The 22230-nt window shown below is 71.7% G+C and carries 18 protein-coding genes; 8 read left to right on the forward strand and 10 right to left on the reverse strand.

What is annotated here, in order from left to right; translation table 11 throughout:
- Positions 1-198 precede the first annotated feature (198 nt).
- Both ACGFRF_RS38735 and ACGFRF_RS38740 read right to left on the reverse strand, forming a co-directional pair.
- A complete protein-coding gene (locus ACGFRF_RS38735; RefSeq protein WP_393748335.1) occupies positions 199-867 on the reverse strand; it encodes an HAD family hydrolase in 669 nt (222 codons plus the stop codon).
- A 48-nt stretch (positions 868-915) separates the two neighbouring features.
- Positions 916-1428: a DUF6912 family protein gene (locus ACGFRF_RS38740; protein WP_393748337.1), complete on the reverse strand. Its 513-nt coding sequence runs from the start codon at positions 1426-1428 to the stop codon at positions 916-918.
- Between the two features lie 331 nt (positions 1429-1759).
- Between ACGFRF_RS38740 and ACGFRF_RS38745 the strand changes: the two genes are divergently transcribed.
- Positions 1760-2308 carry an Rv3235 family protein gene (locus ACGFRF_RS38745; RefSeq protein WP_393748339.1) on the forward strand — a complete coding sequence of 183 codons (549 nt, stop codon included), beginning with the start codon at positions 1760-1762 and terminating at the stop codon, positions 2306-2308.
- 102 nt (positions 2309-2410) lie between these two features.
- Here the strand turns inward: ACGFRF_RS38745 and secA are convergent, their stop codons facing one another.
- Complete coding sequence (gene secA / locus ACGFRF_RS38750) at positions 2411-5221, reverse strand: preprotein translocase subunit SecA (RefSeq protein WP_393748341.1); 2811 nt, start codon at positions 5219-5221, stop codon at positions 2411-2413.
- Positions 5222-5475: 254 nt separating this feature from the next.
- On the opposite strand from secA, the gene ACGFRF_RS38755 reads away from it, so the two are divergent.
- Positions 5476-6108, forward strand: a complete 633-nt coding sequence (locus ACGFRF_RS38755; protein ID WP_393748343.1) for a GNAT family N-acetyltransferase — start codon at positions 5476-5478, stop codon at positions 6106-6108.
- Positions 6105-7280: a winged helix-turn-helix domain-containing protein gene (locus ACGFRF_RS38760; RefSeq protein WP_393748345.1), complete on the forward strand. Its 1176-nt coding sequence runs from the start codon at positions 6105-6107 to the stop codon at positions 7278-7280. Before ACGFRF_RS38755 ends, ACGFRF_RS38760 begins: the two co-directional genes overlap by 4 nt.
- Before the next feature lie 14 nt (positions 7281-7294).
- Here the strand turns inward: ACGFRF_RS38760 and ACGFRF_RS38765 are convergent, their stop codons facing one another.
- The 7 genes from ACGFRF_RS38765 to mtnA form a co-directional block, all read right to left on the reverse strand.
- Positions 7295-8041, reverse strand: coding sequence for a response regulator (locus tag ACGFRF_RS38765; RefSeq protein ID WP_393748347.1), 747 nt, complete (start codon positions 8039-8041; stop codon positions 7295-7297).
- 204 nt (positions 8042-8245) lie between these two features.
- Complete coding sequence (gene hpf / locus ACGFRF_RS38770; protein WP_393748349.1) at positions 8246-8938, reverse strand: ribosome hibernation-promoting factor, HPF/YfiA family; 693 nt, start codon at positions 8936-8938, stop codon at positions 8246-8248.
- Between the two features lie 312 nt (positions 8939-9250).
- Positions 9251-10321 (reverse strand): ComF family protein, encoded by a 1071-nt coding sequence (locus ACGFRF_RS38775; protein WP_393748351.1) that lies wholly within the window; start codon positions 10319-10321, stop codon positions 9251-9253.
- Positions 10322-10517: 196 nt separating this feature from the next.
- Positions 10518-12350 carry an LpqB family beta-propeller domain-containing protein gene (locus ACGFRF_RS38780; protein ID WP_393748353.1) on the reverse strand — a complete coding sequence of 611 codons (1833 nt, stop codon included), beginning with the start codon at positions 12348-12350 and terminating at the stop codon, positions 10518-10520.
- Complete coding sequence (gene mtrB / locus ACGFRF_RS38785; protein ID WP_393748355.1) at positions 12340-14442, reverse strand: MtrAB system histidine kinase MtrB; 2103 nt, start codon at positions 14440-14442, stop codon at positions 12340-12342. Before mtrB ends, ACGFRF_RS38780 begins: the two co-directional genes overlap by 11 nt.
- A 1-nt stretch (position 14443) precedes the next feature.
- Positions 14444-15133, reverse strand: a complete 690-nt coding sequence (gene mtrA, locus ACGFRF_RS38790) for a two-component system response regulator MtrA (protein ID WP_191870552.1) — start codon at positions 15131-15133, stop codon at positions 14444-14446.
- An 8-nt stretch (positions 15134-15141) separates the two neighbouring features.
- Positions 15142-16281 (reverse strand): S-methyl-5-thioribose-1-phosphate isomerase, encoded by a 1140-nt coding sequence (gene mtnA / locus ACGFRF_RS38795; protein WP_393748358.1) that lies wholly within the window; start codon positions 16279-16281, stop codon positions 15142-15144.
- A gap of 140 nt (positions 16282-16421) precedes the next feature.
- On the opposite strand from mtnA, the gene ACGFRF_RS38800 reads away from it, so the two are divergent.
- From ACGFRF_RS38800 to ACGFRF_RS38820, 5 genes are read left to right on the forward strand one after another with little or no spacing between them, the layout of a single operon-like run.
- Complete coding sequence (locus ACGFRF_RS38800) at positions 16422-17810, forward strand: glycerophosphoryl diester phosphodiesterase membrane domain-containing protein (protein WP_393748360.1); 1389 nt, start codon at positions 16422-16424, stop codon at positions 17808-17810.
- A 4-nt stretch (positions 17811-17814) separates the two neighbouring features.
- Positions 17815-18594 (forward strand): DUF4129 domain-containing protein, encoded by a 780-nt coding sequence (locus ACGFRF_RS38805; protein WP_393748362.1) that lies wholly within the window; start codon positions 17815-17817, stop codon positions 18592-18594.
- The gene (locus ACGFRF_RS38810; RefSeq protein WP_393748364.1) at positions 18591-19787 is read left to right on the forward strand and encodes a DUF4350 domain-containing protein; all 1197 of its coding nucleotides are present in this window, start codon (positions 18591-18593) and stop codon (positions 19785-19787) included. The genes ACGFRF_RS38805 and ACGFRF_RS38810 overlap by 4 nt, the downstream gene beginning before the upstream one ends.
- Entirely contained in the window at positions 19787-20776 is a 990-nt protein-coding gene (locus ACGFRF_RS38815) for an AAA family ATPase (protein WP_393748366.1), read from the forward strand. The genes ACGFRF_RS38810 and ACGFRF_RS38815 overlap by 1 nt, the downstream gene beginning before the upstream one ends.
- Positions 20776-22086 carry a DUF58 domain-containing protein gene (locus ACGFRF_RS38820; protein WP_393748368.1) on the forward strand — a complete coding sequence of 437 codons (1311 nt, stop codon included), beginning with the start codon at positions 20776-20778 and terminating at the stop codon, positions 22084-22086. Before ACGFRF_RS38815 ends, ACGFRF_RS38820 begins: the two co-directional genes overlap by 1 nt.
- Positions 22087-22230: the final 144 nt, after the last annotated feature.

Consider the following 22230-nt stretch of genomic DNA (forward strand, 5'->3'; position numbering starts at 1 on the left):
TTACGGCTACGGGCGTCACAGCGCCGGAACGGCGCCCAACCGGCAGCGGCTGAACCTGCGTCGCTGCGGGCAGTCGTGCCGCTGGGGTGGCACGGGTGGGCGCGGCGGCACCCCGGCAGCGCGGGCAAGCGACCCCACCCCCGCCCAGCCGCAGCACAGGGACCGTCACCGGCCGCCCCCGCAGCCACGCCGCTCGCCCTACGCCGCGATCCGCTGCGCCTCCGCCACCGCCTCCTCCAGCGTGTCCACGACCGGCACCCCGACCTCCTCCAGACTGGCCCGACTGTGCGACCCGCCGGTGTACAGGACAGCCCGCGCCCCGACATGCCCCGCCGCGACCGCGTCGTCCGCCGCGTCCCCGATCACCACCGTGCGCGCGGGCTCCGCCACCCCGGCCAGCGCCCGCAGGTGCCGCACCATGTGCTCGGCCTTGCTCCCCCCGGACGGCCCCGTACGCCCCTCGACCCGTATGAAGTGCGCCTCGATGCCGAAGCCACGCACCAGCGGCACCAGCTCGTCGTGCACGTACATGCTCAGCAAGGACTGGCTGTGCCCCGCCGACCGCCACCCGGCGAGCAGCTCGGCCGCCCCGGCGGTGAGCCCGCACCGCACCCGCTGCTCGGCGTAGTGCCGATGGAAGATGCCGTCCATCAGCTCCCACTCGGCGTCGGTCGGCAGCCGGCCCAGCAGCCGCTCGTAGAACTTCGGCACCGGCACGCAGTACAGCGCCCGGTACTGCTCCAGCGTGATCGGCGCGAGCCCCAGCTCGGAGAAGGCCGCGTTCGTCGCCCCGATGATCGCGTCATTGTCGTGGAACAAGGTCCCGTTCCAGTCCCAGACGATGTGCGCGCTTGCCTGCGTCCCCATGTCCAAGACCGTACCCGCCCCCACTGACAATCAGGGCGGCCGTCCAGGTCAGACCTGTCCGACCAGGTTGGGGATCTCCTGCGTGGCGTACCACAGCAGCTCGTGGTCGTCGGCCCCGTCGACGACGAACTGCGCGTCGTCGTCCCCGCCGTCGGCGGCGTCCAGGGCGCCGACCGCCGCGGCCACGTCCGCCTCCGCGTCGTCGGCGTCGACGTGCACCGCGGCCGCCTTCGCGAGCGGCATCGTCGACGTCACGGTCACCTCACCGAGCGCCGCCGGGTCGAGACCGCGGTCCGGGTCGGCGGTGGCGGCGCCGTCGGGCACGTCCACGGCGACCACGACCCGGCGCCGCGGGGCACCCGGGTCGGCGGCGAGCAGCCTCAGCGAGGCCAGCGCGGCCCGGCTGAGCGCCGCGTACTCCAGTTCCTCGATGTCGTCGGAGAGGTACCACTCGCGCAACGCGGGCGTGACGGCATACGCGGTGAAGGGGCCGCTCCCCAGCTCACCCGTCTTGTGCGCCTCGGCGAGACCGGGGAGGGTCAGGGGGACGTAGACGCGCATGGCTGGCCGCTCTTTCCTGATCAAAGGTTCCGCTGAGGCCCCGGGGAGCCCGGCGGGCGGGCCTCCCGGAGGGCCTTCAGGATACGTGCGCCCGTCCCCTTTCGAGTCCCTGCCCAGACCCCGGAAGGCGTCCACCCGACGCCGCGCATTCACCCCGTTCACCCGCCTGCGTGCAGGGTTTCCGCACCCACTCGTCCCTCGGATAAGTGAACTTCTCCGCCCCTGGCCCGCACTCCCCACCTTCCTTGCCACGTCCTGCGCCGCCCCCGTACAAGATCCCCGACAGCTAGTTACCGCCCGGTATCCCCGGGCCCGCCGAACGGGGACCTCCATGAACAAGGTCATGAGCCGCACCGCCCAGCCCCGCCCGCGCCACCGTCCCCCGACCCGCCACGACACCCGCCGCCCGGCCGGCGCCCCACCCCGTACCCCGACCAGGAGCGCGGCCCGCCCCGCGTCCCGCCGATCCGCCACCGCCGCTGCCCCCGCCCCCGCCGCTGCCCCCGCCACCGCCACCGCCACCGCTGAGAGGGCCCGTACGCTGCCTGACGCGGCTGTGCGGCAGCCGCGCCCCACCGACCTCTTCGCGGACCGCCTGCTGGCCGTCCTGAGCGGCCAGCGCCCCGTCCACTGGATGCTCCGCCACACAGCGGGCCGCGCCTACGACGACCTGGCCCGCCTCGCCGAGCGCAGCCCCCTGCGAACCCTCGGCTCCCGCCCGGTCGTCCACGACATCGGCTACTACGTCCCCAGCGACGGCGCCCTGGAGGTCTTCGCCCGCATCGCCGCCGGGGACCAGCTACGAGCCATGGCGTTCCGCCTGGAACTGGGCAAGGACCTCCGCTGGCGCTGCACGGCAGTAGAAACAGGCACCCCATAGCCGCGACCATCCAGAACAGCGGCCGGCACCGGCAACACAGAAGGGCCGGGCCCCCAAAGGAGACCCGGCCCTTCTCACCGGCTGAAGCGCCGCAGGCAAGCGTTACTTCTTACGACGCCGCCCGCCCTTGGCCTGCCGCCGCCGCTCCGCCCGCGTGAGCCCGTCCGACTCGGAGCGCACCGGCTCGTCGTCCTCCAGGTCGCGCTCGACGATGCCACCCTCACCGTCCACCGTCGGCGCGGAGAAGTGCAGCTCACGCCGCTGCGGCACGTCCAGCCCCTTCGCGCGGATCTCGGGACGCGCCCCCGCCTGCGCCGGCACCGTGTCCTGGACGCCCTCGCCCACCGGCTGGGCCTCCTCGACCGGGACCTCCTCGACCTGCTGCTCGACCTGGACCTCCAGGTTGAACAGGTAGCCGACGGACTCCTCCTTGATGCCCTCCATCATGGCGGTGAACATGTCGAAGCCCTCGCGCTGGTACTCGACCAGCGGGTCCTTCTGCGCCATCGCGCGCAGGCCGATGCCCTCCTGGAGGTAGTCCATCTCGTAGAGGTGCTCGCGCCACTTGCGGTCGAGGACCGACAGCACGACCCGGCGCTCCAGCTCACGCATGATCTCGGAGCCGAGCTGCGTCTCACGGGCCTCGTACTGCGCGTGGATGTCTTCCTTGATGGACTCGGAGATGAACTCGGCGGTCAGACCGGCACGGTCACCGGCCGCCTCCTCCAGCTCCTCGATCGTGATCTTCACCGGGTACAGCTGCCGGAAGGCACCCCACAGCCGGTCCAGGTCCCAGTCCTCGGGGAAGCCCTCGGCGGTCTCCGCCTCGATGTACGCGTCGATCGTGTCGTTCATGAAGTGCTGGATCTGCTCCTGCAGGTCCTCGCCCTCCAGGACGCGCCGACGCTCGCCGTAGATGACCTCGCGCTGCCGGTTGAGCACCTCGTCGTACTTCAGAACGTTCTTACGGGTCTCGAAGTTCTGCTGCTCGACCTGCGACTGCGCGGACGCGATCGCGCGCGTGACCATCTTGTTCTCGATCGGCACATCGTCCGGCACGTTCGCCATGGACATCACGCGCTCGACCATCTGGGCCTTGAACAGACGCATCAGGTCGTCGCCGAGGGACAGGTAGAAGCGGGACTCGCCGGGGTCGCCCTGACGGCCGGAACGACCGCGCAGCTGGTTGTCGATCCGCCGCGACTCGTGCCGCTCGGTGCCGAGCACATACAGCCCGCCGAGCGCCTCGACCTCGTCCTTCTCGGCCTTGACCGCCTGCTCCGCCTTCTCCAGGGCGGCGGGCAGGGCGTGCGCCCACTCCTCGATGTGCTCCTCGGGGTCGAGGCCGCGCTGCCGCAGCTCCGCCTCGGCGAGGTCCTCCGGGTTGCCGCCGAGCTTGATGTCGGTACCACGGCCGGCCATGTTGGTGGCCACCGTCACGGCGCCCTTGCGGCCTGCCTGGGCGACGATCGACGCCTCACGCTCGTGGTGCTTGGCGTTCAGCACCTCGTGCTGGATGCCGCGCTTGCTGAGCTGCTGGGACAGGTACTCCGACTTCTCGACGGACGTCGTGCCGACGAGGATCGGCTGGCCCTTCTCGTGCTTCTCGGCGATGTCGTCGACGACCGCCTCGAACTTGGCCACCTCGGTGCGGTAGATGAGGTCCGACTGGTCCTTGCGGACCATCGGCTTGTTCGTCGGGATCGGGACCACGCCGAGCTTGTAGATCTGGTGGAACTCGGCGGCCTCGGTCATCGCCGTACCGGTCATGCCGGACAGCTTCTTGTAGAGGCGGAAGAAGTTCTGCAGGGTGATCGTGGCGAGCGTCTGGTTCTCGTCCTTGATGTCCACCCCTTCCTTCGCCTCGATCGCCTGGTGCATGCCCTCGTTGTAGCGGCGGCCGGCGAGGATACGGCCGGTGTGCTCGTCGACGATCATGACCTCGCCGTCGATGACGACGTAGTCCTTGTCCTTCTTGAAGAGTTCCTTGGCCTTGATGGCGTTGTTCAGGTAGCCCACGAGCGGGGTGTTCACCGACTCGTAGAGGTTGTCGATGCCCAGCCAGTCCTCGACCTTGCTGACACCGGACTCGTGGATGGCGACCGTGCGCTTCTTCTCGTCGACGTCGTAGTCGCCGGTCTCCTCGACGCCCTTGAGCGGATTGCCCGCCTCGCCGCGCTTGAGCCGCGTGACCAGCTTGGCGAAGTCGCCGTACCACTTGGTGGCCTGGTCGGCCGGGCCGGAGATGATCAGCGGCGTACGGGCCTCGTCGATGAGGATGGAGTCGACCTCGTCGACGATGGCGAAGTTGTGGCCGCGCTGCACCAGCTCGTCCTTCGCCCACGCCATGTTGTCGCGCAGGTAGTCGAAGCCGAACTCGTTGTTCGTGCCGTAGGTGATGTCGCACGCGTACTGCTCGCGGCGCTGAGCCGGCGTCATGTTGGCGAGGATGCAGCCGACGCTCAGGCCCAGGAACTTGTGGACGCGGCCCATCATCTCGGAGTCGCGCTCGGCCAGGTAGTCGTTGACCGTGATGAGGTGGACGCCGTCCCCGGAAAGGGCGTTCAGGTACGCGGGCAGCGTGCCGACGAGGGTCTTGCCCTCACCGGTCTTCATCTCGGCCACGTAGCCGAGGTGGAGCGCGGCACCGCCCATCATCTGCACGTCGTAGTGGCGCTGGCCGAGGACACGCTTGGCGGCCTCGCGCACCGTGGCGAACGCCTCGGGGAGCAGGTCGTCGAGGCTCTCACCGTCGGCGTACCGCTGCTTGTACTCCTCGGTGAGGGCCCGCAGCTCGGCGTCGGAGAGGTCGACGAAGTCCTCTTCGATGGAGTTGACCTGGTCCGCGATGCGGTGCAGCTTGCGCAGGATCTTGCCTTCGCCTGCACGCATGATCTTCGAGAGGACGGACACGGGGGCTGGTCTCCTTGCCGGTCGGGCCTGGGACGGTCGGTTTTCCTTCTGACGTACTGAGCAACCGCCATCGTATGCGAGGACCCGGCTGCGTCGGGAGGCCTGGCGGCCCGACGGCTGCTTCACCCAGGACAACGGACGGGGCACGCGGATAGTGCCGCATTCCCTGGAGGAATTGCACGAAGGGTGATCGCCCACTCACGTATCGCGAAAAACGATGGTCCCCCCACGGGTGTCCCGAGCAGAATCGGCTGATGGAACCCGTCACGCTCACCACCGACCGTCTTGTGCTGCGCACCGTCGGCCCGGCCGACACCGAGGCGGTGTACGAGGCCGCCCAGGACCCCGACATCCAGCGCTGGACCGTGGTCCCCTCCCCCTATCTGCCCGAGCACGCCCGGGGCTTCACCGAGCAGATGGTCCCCGACGGCTGGTCACAGGGCTCGATGTTCACCTTCGGCGTCTTCCTGACCAGCGGCGAACTGACCGGCATGCTCGGCCTCACGATGCACTCGCTGGGCACGGCCGAGGTCGGCTTCTGGGCGGCCAAGGAACACCGCGGTCACGGTTACATCACCGAGGCCACCCTCACCGCCTGCCGCTGGATCTTCACCGAGATCGGCGTCGACCGGGTCGAATGGCGCGCCGAGGTCGGCAACCACCCCTCCCGCGCGGTGGCCGAGCGCGCGGGCTTCACCATGGAGGGCACCCTGCGCTCCGGCCTCAACAACAAAGGAGTACGACGCGACTGCTGGGTCGGCTCCCTGCTCCCCTCCGACCTGGGCCTGCCGTCCACGGCGCCGTACCTGCCCGCGCGTGCCCAGGGACAGGCGAAACCGCAGCTCACCGAGGACTGTCAGAGGCACCGTCTATCGTCCGACGCATGACGACCCTTCCGCGTCCCACCCTCACCCTCACCGCGGACGACGCCCGCCGTATCGCCCTGCGAGCCCAAGGGTTCCTCGGCGCGCCCGACCGGCGGGCCGGTGTGCGCGGGGTGCTGCGCCACCTGGGCGCGGTCCAGCTCGACACGATCTCGGTGCTCGCCCGCTCCCACGAGCTCGTGCCGTACGCCCGGCTCGGCGCGGTCGGCCGCAAGACGGTCGAGGCCGCGTACTGGAACGACGCGCACGCCTTCGAGTACTGGTCGCACGCCGCGTGCATCCTCCCCGTGGAGGAGTGGCCGCACTTCGCCTTCCGCCGCCGCGCCTACCGCAACCGCCCGCACTGGAGCCACGAACTACCCGACGGCGCCTACGACCAGGTCGTCAAGCAGCTGCGCACGGAAGGCCCGCTGACCGCCACGGAGCTGGGCGGCGCGAAGAAGACGAACGACTGGTGGGACTGGTCGGGCACCAAGGTCGCCGTGGAGCGGGCGCTGATGTACGGCGAGGTGGTGTGCGTCGAGCGCCGCGGCTGGAAGCGGGTGTACGACCTCGCCGAGCGCGCGATCCCGCAGGCGCTGCTGCATGACGAGCTGGACGACACCGAGTGCCTGCGCCGTCTGGTCCGGCTGGCCGGCGAGTCCCTCGGCGTGGGCACGCGCGCCGACATCGCCGACTACCACCGGCTCAAGGGCGAACAGGTCGACACGGTGATCGCCGACTCGGGTCTGGTGCCGGTCGAGGTGGAGGGCTGGGGCAAGCCCGCCTGGGCCGACCCGGCAGCCCTGGCGACGCCGCCGCGCGGCCGCCACCGCACCACGCTGCTGTCGCCGTTCGACTCACTGATCTGGGAGCGGGCGCGCACGGAGCGGATCTTCGGCTTCACCCACCGCCTCGAGGCCTACGTCCCCAAACCCAAGCGGGTCTACGGCTACTTCGCGATGCCGGTGCTCGCCGGCGGCCGGCTGATCGGGCGTGTCGACCCCGCCCGCGAGGGCCGCACGCTGGTCGCCAAGCAGGTCACCCTGGACGGCCCCAAGGCGGTTCCGGCCGTCGCCCAGGCGCTGATCGAGGCGGCGTCCTGGGTGAACTGCACGGACGTCCGCGTCGAACGCGCGGACGCGCCCGGCCTGCGCGAACCCCTGGCGCGGGAACTCGCCCGCGCCCTCGCCTGACTCCGCCGGATCCGCTACCGGATCTCCAGGATCTTCTCCCGCATCGCGTAGACCACGGCCTCCATCCTGGAGTGCAGTTGCAGCTTCTCCAGGATGTTGCGGACATGGTTCTTGACGGTGTTCTCGGAGATGAACAACTCCTTGGCGATGTCCCGGTTGTTCATCCCCGTGGCGACGAGTTTGAGGACTTCCAGCTCCCGGTCGGTCAGCCGCGGCGCGGGCACCAGCCGGCGCTCGTCGGTGCGCTGGATCATCGACTTGAACTCGGTGAGGAGTTTGGACGCCATCGACGGGCTGATCTGCGACTGTCCGTCGGCCACCGCGCGAATGGCGGTGGCCACCTCGTCCGTGGAGATCTCCTTCAGGAGATATCCGGTCGCGCCCGCTTTGATCGCCTCGTAGAGGTCGGCCTCCTCGTCGCTGATCGTCAGCATGATGATCTTTGCGCTGGGGGCGACCTCCTTGATGGAGGTGCAGGCCTCGATGCCGCCGCGCTTGGGCATGCGGACGTCCATCAGCACGATGTCGGGCAGCAGGTCGGCGGCCTTGTCGACGGCCTCGGCACCGTCGCCCGCCTCGCCGACGACCTGGATGTCCTCCTCGGCCGCGAGCACGATCTCCAGGCCGCGCCGGAAGAGGGCATGGTCGTCCACGACCAGGACTCTGATCGGCTCCGCGCGTGGCGAGCCCGCGTCCGGGCCCCTGCCGACGACACCGTCGCCGGCATCCTCGTCCCGCATCGGTCCGAAGGTGTCCGCCATCGTTCCTCCCCCTGAAGGCTGTGGCCTGTGGTCCTGTGCCATCGCCAACCCAAGGCAGCGGCCCACCGGTTGGGCCGGTGCGGCCATGATTTCATGCCCGGACGACACAGCGGTGACGTGCGGGGCGTGAACCGGTCGCACACCGGTGCCCCTGGGGGCGCACACGCGCTCCAGGGGCACCGGCTCAGCTTCGGTCGGGTGGGGTCAGCCACCCAGCGTGCCACCGGCCGCGGGGGGCTGCACCTCGGTGACCATCGGGTCCGTGCTGAGGTGGATCACGCCGTAGTCGTAGGCGTGACGCCGGTAGACGACGCTCGGTTCCTTCGTCTCGGAGTCGACGAACAAGTAGAAGTCGTGGCCGACCAGTTCCATCTCGTAGAGGGCCTGGTCGAGGCTCATCGGGGAGGCGACGTGGGTCTTCTCGCGGACGACGAGGGGGCCTTCACCCTTGACCTCCAGCGAGCCGATCTTCTTGGTCGGCACTCCCTCCGTCTCCTCCTCCTGGACGGGGAGGCCGTTGCCGTTCAGCGTCGCCGCGCCCGGGACGTGGTCGGCGACCTCTGCCGCCGGGATCCGGCGCGCGCCTCGGCGCGAGAACCGCTTGTCGTGCTGCTTGCGCAGCCGGGCATCCAGCTTCTCCGCCGCCAGGTCGAGTGCCGCGTACGGATCGCTGGCCGCTGCCTCCGCCCGGATCACCGGACCGCGGGAGCGGAGCGTGATCTCCACTCGGTCACAGCGGTCGGCCTGTCGGGGGTTGGGCTCCTTGGACACCTCGACGTCGAGGCTGATCACCTTGGCATCGAGCCTCTGGATCTTCTCCAGCTTCAGCTTCTCGGCCACGTGCTTGCGGAACCGCTCGGGCACCTCGGTCTTGCGGCCTTTGACGACGATGTCCACGCAGAACTCCGTTCCCGGATCGCTCCGCTGACTGGGCGGAGCATCTCCCTTTTGCACCAGGTCCGGTGATCACCGGACCTCGGACTCGGTGACGTCCACCTCCTCCTCCCCCGTGGGCGCGATCTCCACCCCACCGCCACGGGTGATTCCGCTAAACCCGCGGCACGGCATTCGGATATGAGAGGTGTGGCCTGCGCCTTTCCTCACAACCGAACATATCTCGCCCGGACGGATGTCGTCACCCTCTACTACGGCGTACCTCCGTTCAGGTGAATTACCCCTCTCACTACCTGCAACGATGCAAGTTGACGGTCAGTTCCTGTTTATTTCGAAGGAATCCCGAGGAGCGGCGATCACCGCCGCATGCAGCACCGGCACGGGGGCGTTCGCCACCGCCTTTTCCGGTGCACCATGCACCCACTTCCGCCTCCCCGGCCGTGCTCCGATCCATCGTTCCCCCCTACCTTCCCGGCTTACGGTCCCGTACACGACTCGTCGCGCCCCGCTTCCCTCTGCGTTCCCCCTCTCGTGATGCCATCCGGCCGCCGCCCGCAGGGCACGCGCCGCCTCCGCGAGCGTGGCCCCCGTCGTGATCAGGTCGTCGACGAGCACGACCCGGTCCGCGTCGAGCAGCAGGCCACCGCCCGCTGTCACCTCCAACGCGCCCGCGAGGTTCTCCAGGCGCTGCCGGGCATCGAGCGCGGCCTGGTCCGCCACGGCCCGCCGCTGCCGCAGTACGGCCGCCACCCGGGCCGGTGTCCCGGTGCGCCGCAGCTCACCGGCCGCCGCGAGAGCCATCCGCCGCACCGGATCGTGACCACGCGCCCGCACGGCCCACCGGGCGGAGGGCACCGGCACGAGCACCACGGCCCCACGCCCCTGCGATCCGTCCCGACCGACCGAACCACCCGGCCCCCGCGACCTGCCGACCCCGAGCGAACCGCCGGACCCCTGCGAACCGCGGGGCCCCACCGAGGCACCCAGTCCCGACGAGCCCCTTGGCTCCACCGACCCACCCGGCCCGAACGACCCGACCGACCCGGCCGGCTCGCCGTCGACAGCAGCGCCGCGGGCGGCACCAGCGCTGCTCCAGCCGAGTCCCGCCCGTACGGCCCCCGCCAGAGCCGTGCCCAGTGCTCCGGCGAGCGTCAGCACGCCCCGCTCCTTGTGGGCGAGAAGCAGCGCCCGCACCTCCTCCGCGTACGGAGCCGCCGCGTGCACCACCGGCAGCCCGCCCGGCTCCGGCACCGGTCGCACCCGCCGTGGCGCGCGCCCGCCCAGCGCGGCCCGGCACCGCGGGCACAGCACCGTACGAGGTGCCCCGCAGCCCGCGCACTCGGCCGGCAGCACCAGGTCGGTGAGGTCCTGCCACCACCCCCGCATGGCCACCACTGTGCCAACGCGGAAGGAGGCCGACCACCCCTGTGGACAACGCCCTGTGGAAAACCGGGAGCGACCCGCGACAGCCCTCACTCACACGAGGGACGCTCAGCCACACGGGCGACACAGGCAGCCGGGCCGGCGCACCGGACCGGGGCGCCCGAGTACCCGTCCCCGAGAGCGGCCCCGTGACTGCGGCTCAGCCGGGATAGACCGGCGCCGTCCCGTCCTTGTCCACCTTCTGCCACTGCGTCCCGGCCGGCAGCCGGACGATCCCGTCGTCGGAGTAGGCCACGAGGGGCACCCGCTCGTCCTCGCACGCGGCGATCGCCTTCACTCCCGGCAGCGCCCCGGGGGCCGGTCCGTCCAGCGTGGACCCGTCGACCTGGACGTACCGCATCTGCTGCACGCCGCCCCGCTCCCGGCCGACGGCGAGCAGCCTGCTGTCCCCGGCCCAGGAGATGGCGCTGACCTGCTCCAGGTCGGGTGCCGCCGGCCGCAGCCCGTCCACGGAGATGCCCTGCCCGGTCCCGTTGTCGCGCTGGATCCGGCCGATGAGCAGGGACTGCTTGTCGTCCTTCTCCACCACCAACGCGATCCGCACCCCGTCGACGGCCACCCGCGCGTCCGTGATGCGGCCGGGCAGGTCGGGGACGGCGACGTCCGCGGGCTCTGCCACGCCTTGCTCCAGGACCTTCAGCCGCGGATGGTGCGGATCGCGGTCCGCCACCCACAGGTCGCCGCGGGCGTCCCAGCTCGGTGTGGTCAGCCGGTCCGAGGGGGTCGCACCGGTGCTGGTCACCAGCGCCTCTCCGAGCGAGCCGCCCGCGGCCAGCGACGTCACATACAGGGACCTGCCGCCGTTGCCGACCCCGGCCGCGGTGTGCTCGTCCCGCGACACCGCCACCGACTGCAGCCCCTTGTCGCCCTCGCCCAGGGGACCGGGCACCGGAACCGCGCCGGTGCCGGTGCTCCCGGTCGGCATCCGCACCACCTGGTGCTTGCCGTCGAGGAAGTACAGGTACTCGGGCCGCTTGGCCGACCCGTGCCAGGCGGCGGACTCGGCGCGCTCCTCGGTCAGATCGCACAGCCGCTCGCCGCCCAGCCCCTGCAACTCGACGGACTCGAGCGTCGGCGCCAGGTTCCGCAGGGTGAACAGCACCTGGGTCGCCATCTCGGTGCACTTGGACGCCGCGACCTGGGACGCCTTCAGGTTCAGCGGCACCGTCAGCTTGTTCTGGTCGTCCGGCGTCAGCCCCGACACGTCCTTCTGCAGGGCCGTACCGGTGGGGAAGCTCGACCTGACCACCGGCCTGAGCCAGGTGGTGGGGCCCTTCAGCAGCGAGCGGACCATCTGGGTCATCGGGTCCACCTTGCTGCGCACGAACACCGGATCGGCTACCGCCACCGGCTGCCCGCTCACCCCGACCGCCGTGTTGGAGGCGAAGTAGTACTTGCCGACCGACGTGTAGTTCCGCTGGAAGTCCGACTTGCCCATGACGACCCCGTCGGGCAGACCGTCGATGCGCCACTGCCCGCTCTCGGGGTTCTTCGTGAGGTGCAGCTTCTTGCGGTACGACCCGTCGGCGGGCCGGTACGCCCGCTGCCAGTCGACCGTGGCGACCCGGCTCCCGGCCAGGACGCAGGTGACGCTGTTGGCCTCCTCGCGGCCGCCCGACTGGCAGTCGGTCTCGATGCTCGGCCCGTTCGCGAGAACCGTGGTCGACCGCTCGGGCCGCCAGGCCCGCGCCGCATCGGCCGTCAGGTACTTGCGAGCCGTGTCGTACTGCGGGTCGTCGCTGGTCAGCGCCTCCAGGAAGCCCTGCATGATCTCGCCCGGACCGGCGCCCTCGGCCGGCGGCATCGCGAACACCCGGACCCCGGTGTCCTGCCGCGGTGTCGACTCCACGTCCCGCAGGTCTCCGCTGTCGGGCATCGAGGCACACCCGGCCAGCAGAACGGCACCCAAGGCGGCGTACGCCACCGCGCGCCCGGGCCGCCGCCGGGCGCCCCCCTTGCGGTCAGCGCCCACGAAATGCCTCCCCTGGCTCGGTCGAGTCCTCCACTCCGGCCGCGCCCCTGGCGGGTACCGGGTTCTCGGCGGGCCTGTCGTTCGGCCGCCGTACACCACCGGTGGGCCGGGGCACCACCCGCGTGCCGTTGCCGTTGCCGGGCAGGGCGGTCGGGTCGGCGGCGGGGCTGACCGTGGCCAGCCGAGGCGCGATCGGGGTGCGCGGCGGCAGCGCGGGCGCCTGGGCGCCGCCCTGCTGCACCGGAACGGTCGCCCGCTTCTCCTCGCTCCCGTGGGCCGGCCCGGCGTCGTCGAGGCCGCGATTGCGGCGCGAGTCCTTCGGCTCCAGCGGTATCGGCGATCCCCGCAGCGGCTCGTCGGCGGTCCTGGGCAGCGTCAGCCGGAACTGCGACCCGCCGCCCGGCTCGCCCCAGGCCTGTAGCCAGCCGCCGTGCAGCCGTGCGTCCTCCAGGGCGATCGACAGCCCGAGGCCCGTACCGCCGGTGGTACGCGCGCGTGCCGGGTCCGCCCGCCAGAAGCGGCTGAACACCCGGGTCGCCTCGCCGGGCTTGAGTCCCACACCGTAGTCGCGCACGGCGACGGCGACGGCTCCGCCGGCCGCGGCGAGCTTGACGACGACGTCCTTGCCCTCGCCGTGCTCGACGGCGTTGACGACGAGGTTGCGCAGTACCCGCTCCACCCGGCGGGCGTCCGCCTCGGCGACGACGGGCTGCTGGTCGCCGACCACGCGTATGTGCGAGCCCTTGCGCTCGGCGAGCGGCTCGGCGCCGCTGACCACCCGCCGGACGACCTCCCTGAGGTCTATCGGCTCCGCCTCCAGGGCCGCCGCGCCCGCGTCGAAGCGACTGATCTCCAGCAGGTCCGCGAGCAGCGACTCGAACCGGTCCAGCTGGTCGGCGAGCAGCTCGGCCGACCGCGCGGTCACCGGGTCGAAGTCCTCGCGCGCCTCGTGGATGACGTCGGCCGCCATGCGGACGGTCGTCAACGGGGTGCGCAGCTCGTGCGAGACGTCGGACACGAACCGGCGCTGCATCCGCGACAGGTCCTCCAGCTGCTGGATCTTCAGCTGGAGGTTCTGCGCCATCTTGTTGAAGGCCTCGCCCAGGCGCGCGATGTCGTCCTCGCCGGTGACCTTCATCCGTTCCTGCAGCCGCCCGGCGGACAGCCGCTCCGCGATCCCGGCCGCCATCCGCACCGGCGTGACGACCTGGCGCACCACCAGCCAGGCGATGGCGCCGAGCAGGACCACGACGAACAGCCCGGCGGTCGCGAGGGTGCCCTTGACCAGGCTCAGGGACTTCTCCTCCTGCGTGAGCGGGAAGAGGTAGTACAGCTCGTACGAGCGCCCGTTGGGGTCGTTGACCTGCTTGCCGATGACCAGCGCCGGCTGGGACTCCTTGCCGTTGTAGTACACGATCCGCGTGTAGCTCTGGGCGGCCGTCGTGCCGCTGTTGACCCGCTCGCGCAGGTCCGCGGGCACGCTGGAGGTCGGGTTGACGTTCCCGGAGCCGCGCGGGCTGCGTCCGCCGCCGCTGTCGTCGCCCACGGGCAGCGTCGCCACGTCGAAGGCGCCCGCGCCACCGCTGGACAGCGACTCCACAAGATCACTCATCCACTGGATGACGTTCTGCGACTGCCGCCCGTCCGCGGTGGAGGTGCCGTCAGCGGTGCCGGTCCCGGCACCCGTACCGGTACCGGTCCCGCCGGCCGCCTCGTCGGCCTTCTGCTTGGCCACCGCGAACCCGCCCGTGGCCTGGCTCTGCGACGCCTTCACCTTCGCGTCCAGCAGGCCGTTGCGCACCTGCCCGATCACGACGAAGCCGAGCAGCAGGACGACACCCAGCGACATCAGCAGGGTCGTGGCGACGACCCGGAGCTGGATGTTGCGCCGCCACAGCCGCATGACCGGCAGCAGCGGCCGGCGCACCCAGCGCACGAACAGGCGCAGGACCGGGCTGCCCTGGACTCCGCCCTGCACCAGCCCGCCCTGGAAGAGACGCCTGAGGCGCGCACCCGCTGCCGACCGGCCGACAGGCCGCCCCGGACGGGTCCCGGACCCGCCGGGAGCCGAAGCGGCACTGTCCCGGGACATGTCAGCTCGGTCCGGCCTTGTAACCGACACCACGGACGGTCACCACGATCTCCGGCCGCTCCGGGTCCTTCTCGACCTTGGAACGCAGCCGTTGGACATGCACGTTGACGAGCCGCGTGTCGGCAGCGTGCCGGTAGCCCCAGACCTGCTCGAGCAGCACCTCACGGGTGAACACCTGCCACGGCTTGCGCGCGAGCGCCACCAGCAGGTCGAACTCGAGCGGGGTCAGCGCGATCGACTGCCCGTCCCGCTTGACCGAGTGCCCGGCCACGTCGATCACCAGGTCACCGATGGTCAGCTGCTCCGGCGCCGGCTCCTCCGACCTGCGCAGCCGCGCCCGGATCCGGGCCACCAGCTCCTTCGGCTTGAACGGCTTGACGATGTAGTCGTCGGCGCCCGACTCCAGGCCCACGACCACATCGACGGTGTCGCTCTTGGCCGTGAGCATCACGATCGGCACCCCGGACTCCGCCCGGATCAGGCGGCACACCTCGATGCCGTCCCGACCGGGCAGCATCAGGTCGAGCAGCACCAGGTCGGGCTTGGTCTCACGGAAAGCGGCCAGCGCCTTGTCGCCGTCGGCTACGAAAGACGGCTCAAAACCTTCACCACGCAGCACGATGCCGAGCATCTCGGCCAGTGCGGTGTCGTCGTCGACGACAAGGACTCGTCCCTTCATAAACGACATCATCCCATTAGCTAAATCGTTACCTGGCGTGACCTGCCACACAGCTCCGCAAGAGCCTCGGCAGTCACGGGTGAAACGGCTCCCTCCTCGGTGACGATGGCCGTCACCAGCTCGGGCGGCGTCACGTCGAACGCCGGGTTGTACGCCTGGGTCCCCAGGGGTGCCACCGGAATCCCGCCTCCTGCTCCCGTCACGGGCACCTGGGGTGCTGTGACCTCGGTCACCTCATAGCCGGGGCGCTGCTCGACCTCGATGGACGCCCCGTCGGGGGTGTCCGGATCGACCGTCGTCAGCGGCGCCACCACGATGAACGGCACGTGGTGGTAGCGCGCGAGCACGGCGAGCGGATAGCTCCCCACCTTGTTCGCCACCGAACCGTCGGCCGCGATCCGGTCCGCCCCGACCAGTACCGCGTCCACCTCGCCCGCCGCGAACAGCGATCCCGCCGCGTTGTCGGTGAGCAAGGTGTACGCCATGCCGTTGCGGGCCGCTTCGTACGCCGTCAGGCGAGCACCTTGCAGCAACGGACGCGTTTCGTCCACCCACAGCCGCCGAAGCCGCCCTGCACGGTGTGCCGCGAGGGCCACCGCGAAAGCGGTGCCGTCGCCGCCCGACACCAGCGATCCGCTGTTGCAGTGGGTGAGGACCCGGTGCCCGCCGCCGGGCAGCAACTCGTCCAGCAGCGCCAGACCGTGCGCCGCCATCCGCGCGCTGGCCTCGGCGTCCTCCCGGTGCAGTGCCCGCGCCGCGGCCAGCGCGGCCGTGGCCGCCGCGGTGGGATCACCGGTACTGGCCAACGCCGCCTGGTGCGCCGCCTGGGCCCGGTGCACGCCGACCGACAGGTTCACCGCGGTGGGCCGGGCACCCGCGAGCGCACCTGCCGCCTCGGCCACGTCGAAGCCGCGCGCGGCGGCGAGCGCGACACCGTACGCCCCGGCGATCCCGAGCAGCGGCGCCCCGCGCACGGCGAGCGAACGAATCGCCTCCACCAGCGCCGACGCGTCCGTGCACACCAGCTCGACCTCTTCGACCGGGAGCCTCGTCTGATCCAGAAGGACCAGTACGGGACCTTCGGGTGGTTCCTCCCATCGGAGCACCGGTATCTCGCTCGGCCGCTTGTCCCGGCCGGTTCGCGCCTGCTGATCAGCCATGCGGTCAGTCTGCCCCGGATCCGGCGGACAATTGAAGGTGTCCAGCCCCTACCGCGGCCGGTCCGCCGGTGACCACCCCATGGCACGATGGCTGCCAACCTGCCGCCGCGATCGCGGACGGGCACCGAGAAGGAGCTTCGATGACAGACACTCCGGGCTGGGCCTCGCCCGGATCCGCCCCGTCGTCCGAGGGGCGGGAACCCGGTGCGTCCGGCCCCGCCGACCGCCCCGGCCCCACCGAGCCCGCACCGCAGCCGGGCACGGACCCGCAGACCCCAGGCGCGAAGTGGTCCGACGAGCAGCCGCCACCCGGCCAGTGGTCCGCTCCCACCGGTGCTCCCAGCCCGAATCAGGCCCCGCCACCTCCGCCCCCGCCCCCGCCGCCCGGCCCGGGCTGGGGGGGCCGCCCGCCCGGCGGACCGGGCCAGGGTGGCTACGGCGGCGGCTACGGAGGCCCTCCCGCCGGTCCAGGCGGCTACGGCACGCCCGGAGGCTACGGAGCCTGGGGCGGCGGCTGGGGCGGCCCCCCGCCCGCGGCCAAGCCCGGCGTCATCCCACTGCGCCCGCTCGGCGTCGGCGAGATCCTCGACGGCGCCGTCTCCACCATGCGCACCTACTGGCGCACGGTGCTCGGCATCTCGCTGACCGTCGCTCTGCTCGTCGACACCACGCTGGTCCTCGTGCAGGGCTTCGTCATGAACGACACCGTGACCCAGGCGTCGTTCAGCGACCAGAGCGCCACCCCCGACGACGTCCTCCGGGCCCTGCGGGAAACCATGATCGGCACCGGTATCGTCACCGTGATCTCCACGGTCGCCGTGATCGTCGCGACCGCCCTGCTGACGACCATCACCAGCCGTGCCGTCCTCGGCAAGCCGGTCAGCACCGGCGAGGCCTGGCGCGAAGCCCGTCCGCAGATCCTCAGGCTGTTCGGCCTGCTCCTGCTGCTCGGCCTGATCGTCGTCGGCGTGGGTCTCGCCGGGACGCTCCCCGGACTCCTCGTCCTGCTCTCCGGCGGCAGCGACGGCGCCGGAGCGGCCCTGCTGGCCCTCGGCATCCTCGCGGCGATCATCGTCGCCGGCTGGTTGATGATCCGCTTCTACCTGGCCACACCCGCCCTGATGCTGGAGCGCCAGGGCATCGTGAAGGCCATGAGCCGCTCCACGAAGCTGGTGCGCGGCTCCTGGTGGCGCGTCTTCGGCATCGTGCTGCTCACCGGCCTCATCACCAACATCGTCGCCTCGCTCGTCGCCATCCCCTTCGCCCTGATCGGGGCCGCCGTGAGCGGCGACAGCATCGGCAACCTGTTCGGCGCCGGCGGCGGAGACGTCGGCTGGGCGTTCCTGATCATCCGCGGGATCGGCTCGTTGATCGGCACCACGCTCACCCTTCCGATCAGCGCGGGCGTCACCGTGCTCCTCTACATCGACCAGCGCATCCGCCGCGAGGCCCTCGACCTCGAACTGGCTCGCGCCGCCGGTGTCCAGGGCTACGGCGCCGGCGCCCACGGCCCCGTCCCGGGGAGCTGATGGGGTGAGCCTCACGGGGGGAGTTCTCACGGCGTCGGCCACGTCCGGCGTCGGCAGCACGGCCGTACGAGGCCTGCTGCGCGCGGTGCACACGGCCGTCCTGGCGGCAGGCGGCTCGGGAGACGAGCCGCCCGTGACCGACCCGCGTGGTCCCGCACGGGAGGCGGCCCGGCGTGAGCTGTCCAAGCGGATGTACCACGAGAACGACCCCAGCCTGCTCCAGCGTGCCCTGAACGCCTTCTGGGACTGGCTCGGCGGGCTGTTCGGCACGGCCGCCTCGGCGACCCCCGGCGGCACGGTCGGCCTGCTCGTCGTGATCCTTTTCGTCGTCGCCGTACTGGCCGCCCTCTGGTGGCGCCTGGGCACCCCGCGCCGCCAACCCGCCTCCGCCGCCGTCCTGTTCGACGACCGCCCCCGCAGCGCCGCCGAACACCGGGCGGCCGCCGAGGCCCACGCGGCCCAGGGCCACTGGAACCAGGCCGTCCAGGAACGCATGCGGGCCATCGTCCGCTCGCTGGAGGAACGCGCCCTCCTCGACGTGCGCCCCGGCCGCACAGCCGACGAAGCGGCCGCCGAGGCCGGCCGCACGCTACCCGCGCACACGGACCGACTGCGCGCCGCGGCCCGGGAGTTCGACGACGTCACATACGGCGGACGCAGGGCGAGCGAGCAGTCGTACCACCGCCTCGCCGAACTCGACCACGACCTGGAACACACCAGGCCCACCCTCGCCGACACCGCCGCCGGCCCGGCCCACGGCACCCGCCGGGGGGCCGCCGAGTGACCACCGAGACCACCCTGCCGGCCACCTCCACCGCGCCCACCGCCCGCCAGGTGTGGACCCGCGCGCGAGGCATCACACTCGCCGTCGTGCTGATCCTCGCCGCGGCCGTCGCCATGGCCGCCGTACGCTCCACCGCCCGGCACGGGGAACTGGACCCACGCTCCGCCGACCCCTACGGCAGCCGCGCCGTCGCCCAGCTCCTCGCCGACCGGGGCGTGTCCACGCGCGTCGTCACCACGCTCGACGCCGCACGCGCCGCCGCCGGCCCCGACACCACCGTCCTGGTCGCCGTCCCCGATCTGCTGACCCACCGTCAGCAAACCCGGCTGCACGAGGCGACCGCAGCGTCCGGCGGACGCACCGTCCTCGTCGCGGCCGGCAGCTCGTCCGTCGAACGGCTCGCCCCCGGTGTGACCGCGGACCCCGTCCGCAGCACCCACTCCACCGTCGCTCCCGAGTGCACCCTGCCCGACGCCCGGCGCGCGGGCAGCGCCGACACCGGCGGCGTCCGCTACACCACCACCCACCTCGACGCCGACTCCTGCTACCCCAGCGAGCGCCTCGCCACCCTGCTGCGCATTCCCGCGGCGTCCGGGCAGGGCGACACCGTCGTCCTCGGCGCGCCCGACATCCTCTACAACGACCGCCTCGACGAGCAGGGCAACGCCTCGCTCGCCCTGCAGCTCCTCGGCTCGCGTCCCCATCTGGTCTGGTACCTCCCCTCACTCTCCGACTCCTCCGCCACCGACACGGGCGAGCAGAAGGACTTCCTCGACCTGCTCCCCTCGGGATGGCTGTGGGGCACCCTGCAGCTCTTCGTCGCAGCGGTCCTCGCCGCCTTCTGGCGGGCCCGCCGCTTCGGCCCCCTCGTGCCCGAACGGCTTCCCGTGGCGATCCGCGCCTCCGAGACCGCCGAGGGCCGCGCCCGCCTCTACCGCAAGGCCAACGCCCGCGACCGCGCGGCCGCCGCTCTTCGCTCCACCACCCGCACGCGCCTCGCCCCCCTCGTCGGCGTCCCCGTCACCCAGGCGCACACGCCCGAGGCCCTGCTCCCCGCCCTGTCCGCCCGCCTCGCCGGCGACGGACAGACCCTGCACCCGCTCCTCTTCGGACCGCCGCCCGGCGACGACGCGGCCCTCATCGCACTGACCGACCAACTCGACGCCCTCGAAAGAGAGGTACGCCGTTCATGATGGACCCGACCACTGACAACGCCGGGCGGACCGGGGACGCGGGCACCGCCCGTGCCGCCCTGGAGGCCCTGCGCGCCGAGATCGCCAAAGCCGTGGTCGGCCAGGACCCCGCCGTGACCGGTCTCGTCGTCGCCCTCCTCTGCCGCGGACACGTCCTGCTCGAAGGAGTCCCCGGAGTCGCCAAAACGCTGCTCGTCCGGGCACTCGCATCCGCCCTCGAACTCGACACCAAACGCGTGCAGTTCACCCCTGACCTGATGCCGAGCGACATCACGGGCTCCCTCGTCTACGACTCCCGCACCGCCGAGTTCTCCTTCCAGCCCGGCCCCGTCTTCACCAACCTCCTCCTCGCGGACGAGATCAACCGGACCCCGCCCAAGACCCAGTCCTCCCTGCTGGAGGCCATGGAGGAACGCCAGGTCACCGTCGACGGCACCCCGCGCCCGCTCCCCGAGCCGTTCCTCGTCGCCGCGACCCAGAACCCCGTCGAGTACGAGGGCACCTACCCTCTCCCCGAGGCCCAACTGGACCGCTTCCTCCTCAAACTGACGATCCCTCTGCCCTCCCGGCAGGACGAGATCGACGTCCTCACCCGCCACGCCTCAGGTTTCAACCCGCGCGATCTGCGCGCCGCCGGCGTACGCCCCGTCGCCGGCCCCGCCGATCTGGAAGCCGCGCGCGCCGCGGTCGCCAAGACGACCGTGTCCCCGGAGATCACCGCCTACGTCGTGGACATCTGCCGCGCCACCCGCGAGTCGCCCTCCCTCACCCTGGGCGTCTCCCCGCGCGGCGCCACCGCCCTCCTCGCCACCGCGCGTGCCTGGGCCTGGCTGACGGGCCGCGACTACGTCATCCCCGACGACGTGAAGGCGCTCGCCCTGCCCACTCTGCGGCACCGCGTGCAGCTGCGTCCCGAGGCCGAGATGGAAGGGGTGACGGCGGACGCCGTCATCAATGCGATCCTCGCCCACGTCCCGGTCCCCCGCTGATGGCGCTTACCGGACGCGCCGCCCTCCTCGCGGCCCTCGGCTCGATCCCCGTCGGCATCCTGGAACCCGGCTGGACCGGCATCCTCGCGGTCAACGCCCCGCTGGCCCTGGCGTGCGCCTGCGACTACGCGCTCGCCGCGCCCGTACGACGGCTCGTCCTGGCCCGCTCCGGCGACACCTCCACGCGTCTCGGCGAGACCGCCGACGTCACGCTCACGATCAGCAACGACTCCCGCCGCCCGCTGCGAGCCCACCTGCGGGACGCCTGGCCACCCAGCAGCTGGCAGCCCGGCACCGAGGTCGAGGCCTCCCGTCACCGTCTGACCGTCCCCCCGGGTGAGCGGCGGCGTGTGACGACCCGGCTGCGCCCCACCCGCCGCGGCGACCGCCAGGCCGACCGCGTGACGATCCGCTCCTACGGGCCCCTCGGCCTCTTCTCCCGCCAGGGCTCCCACAAGGTGCCCTGGACAGTACGGGTTCTGCCCCCGTTCACCAGCCGCAAGCATCTCCCGTCGAAACTCGCCCGATTGCGTGAACTCGACGGCCGCACCAGCGTGCTCACCCGCGGTGAGGGAACGGAGTTCGACAGCCTGCGCGAGTACGTGCCCGGCGACGACACCCGCTCGATCGACTGGCGAGCCACGGCTCGTCAGTCCACCGTCGCGGTCCGCACCTGGCGCCCCGAACGCGACCGCCACATCCTCCTGGTCCTGGACACCGGCCGCACCTCGGCCGGCCGCGTCGGCGACGCCCCGCGCCTGGACGCCTCCATGGACGCGGCCCTGCTCCTCGCAGCGCTCGCCTCCCGCGCCGGCGATCGCGTCAACCTCCTCGCCTACGACCGCCGGGTACGCGCCCTGGTCCAGGGCCGCTCGGCAGGTGACGTGCTCCCCTCCGTGGTCAACGCGATGGCCACACTCGAACCGGAACTCGTCGAAACCGACGCTCGCGGCCTCACCGCCACGGCCCTCCGTACAGCGTCCCGGCGTTCCCTCATCGTGCTGTTCACGACGCTCGACGCGGCACCGGTGGAACAGGGTCTGCTCCCGGTGCTCCCCCAGCTCACTCAGCGCCACACCGTCCTGGTCGCCTCAGTGGCGGACCCCCACATCGCACGGATGGCGAAGGCCCGGGGCAACGCGGAGGCGGTGTACGAGGCCGCGGCAGCGGCTCAAGCACAGAGCGAACGTCAGCGCACAGCGGAACAACTCCGTCGGCACGGTGTGACGGTCGTGGACGCGATTCCGGAAGATCTGGCGTCGGCACTGGCGGACGCGTATTTGGCTCTCAAGGCGGCGGGACGGCTCTGAGTCGCTCTGTTTCGGCAGCCCCTCAGGGCCGGCCGCCCATTACCCCTGAAACGCAGAAAACCCCCGCATCTTTCGATGCGGGGGTTTCCCCAAAAATTGTTCGGCGGTGTCCTACTCTCCCACAGGGTCCCCCCTGCAGTACCA

It is taken from the genome of Streptomyces sp. NPDC048521 (assembly GCF_043199855.1).
Taxonomy (GTDB): Bacteria; Actinomycetota; Actinomycetes; order Streptomycetales; family Streptomycetaceae; genus Streptomyces.

Coding starts and splice junctions, on each gene's coding strand:
- ACGFRF_RS38735 (WP_393748335.1), bottom strand. CDS start 867: ATGGGGACGCAGGCAAGCGCGCACATCGTCTGGGACTGGAACGGGACC.
- ACGFRF_RS38740 (WP_393748337.1), bottom strand. CDS start 1,428: ATGCGCGTCTACGTCCCCCTGACCCTCCCCGGTCTCGCCGAGGCGCAC.
- ACGFRF_RS38745 (WP_393748339.1), top strand. CDS start 1,760: ATGAACAAGGTCATGAGCCGCACCGCCCAGCCCCGCCCGCGCCACCGT.
- ACGFRF_RS38755 (WP_393748343.1), top strand. CDS start 5,476: ATGGAACCCGTCACGCTCACCACCGACCGTCTTGTGCTGCGCACCGTC.
- ACGFRF_RS38760 (WP_393748345.1), top strand. CDS start 6,105: ATGACGACCCTTCCGCGTCCCACCCTCACCCTCACCGCGGACGACGCC.
- ACGFRF_RS38765 (WP_393748347.1), bottom strand. CDS start 8,041: ATGGCGGACACCTTCGGACCGATGCGGGACGAGGATGCCGGCGACGGT.
- ACGFRF_RS38775 (WP_393748351.1), bottom strand. CDS start 10,321: ATGCGGGGGTGGTGGCAGGACCTCACCGACCTGGTGCTGCCGGCCGAG.
- mtrB (WP_393748355.1), bottom strand. CDS start 14,442: ATGTCCCGGGACAGTGCCGCTTCGGCTCCCGGCGGGTCCGGGACCCGT.
- mtrA (WP_191870552.1), bottom strand. CDS start 15,133: ATGATGTCGTTTATGAAGGGACGAGTCCTTGTCGTCGACGACGACACC.
- mtnA (WP_393748358.1), bottom strand. CDS start 16,281: ATGGCTGATCAGCAGGCGCGAACCGGCCGGGACAAGCGGCCGAGCGAG.
- ACGFRF_RS38800 (WP_393748360.1), top strand. CDS start 16,422: ATGACAGACACTCCGGGCTGGGCCTCGCCCGGATCCGCCCCGTCGTCC.
- ACGFRF_RS38815 (WP_393748366.1), top strand. CDS start 19,787: ATGGACCCGACCACTGACAACGCCGGGCGGACCGGGGACGCGGGCACC.
- ACGFRF_RS38820 (WP_393748368.1), top strand. CDS start 20,776: ATGGCGCTTACCGGACGCGCCGCCCTCCTCGCGGCCCTCGGCTCGATC.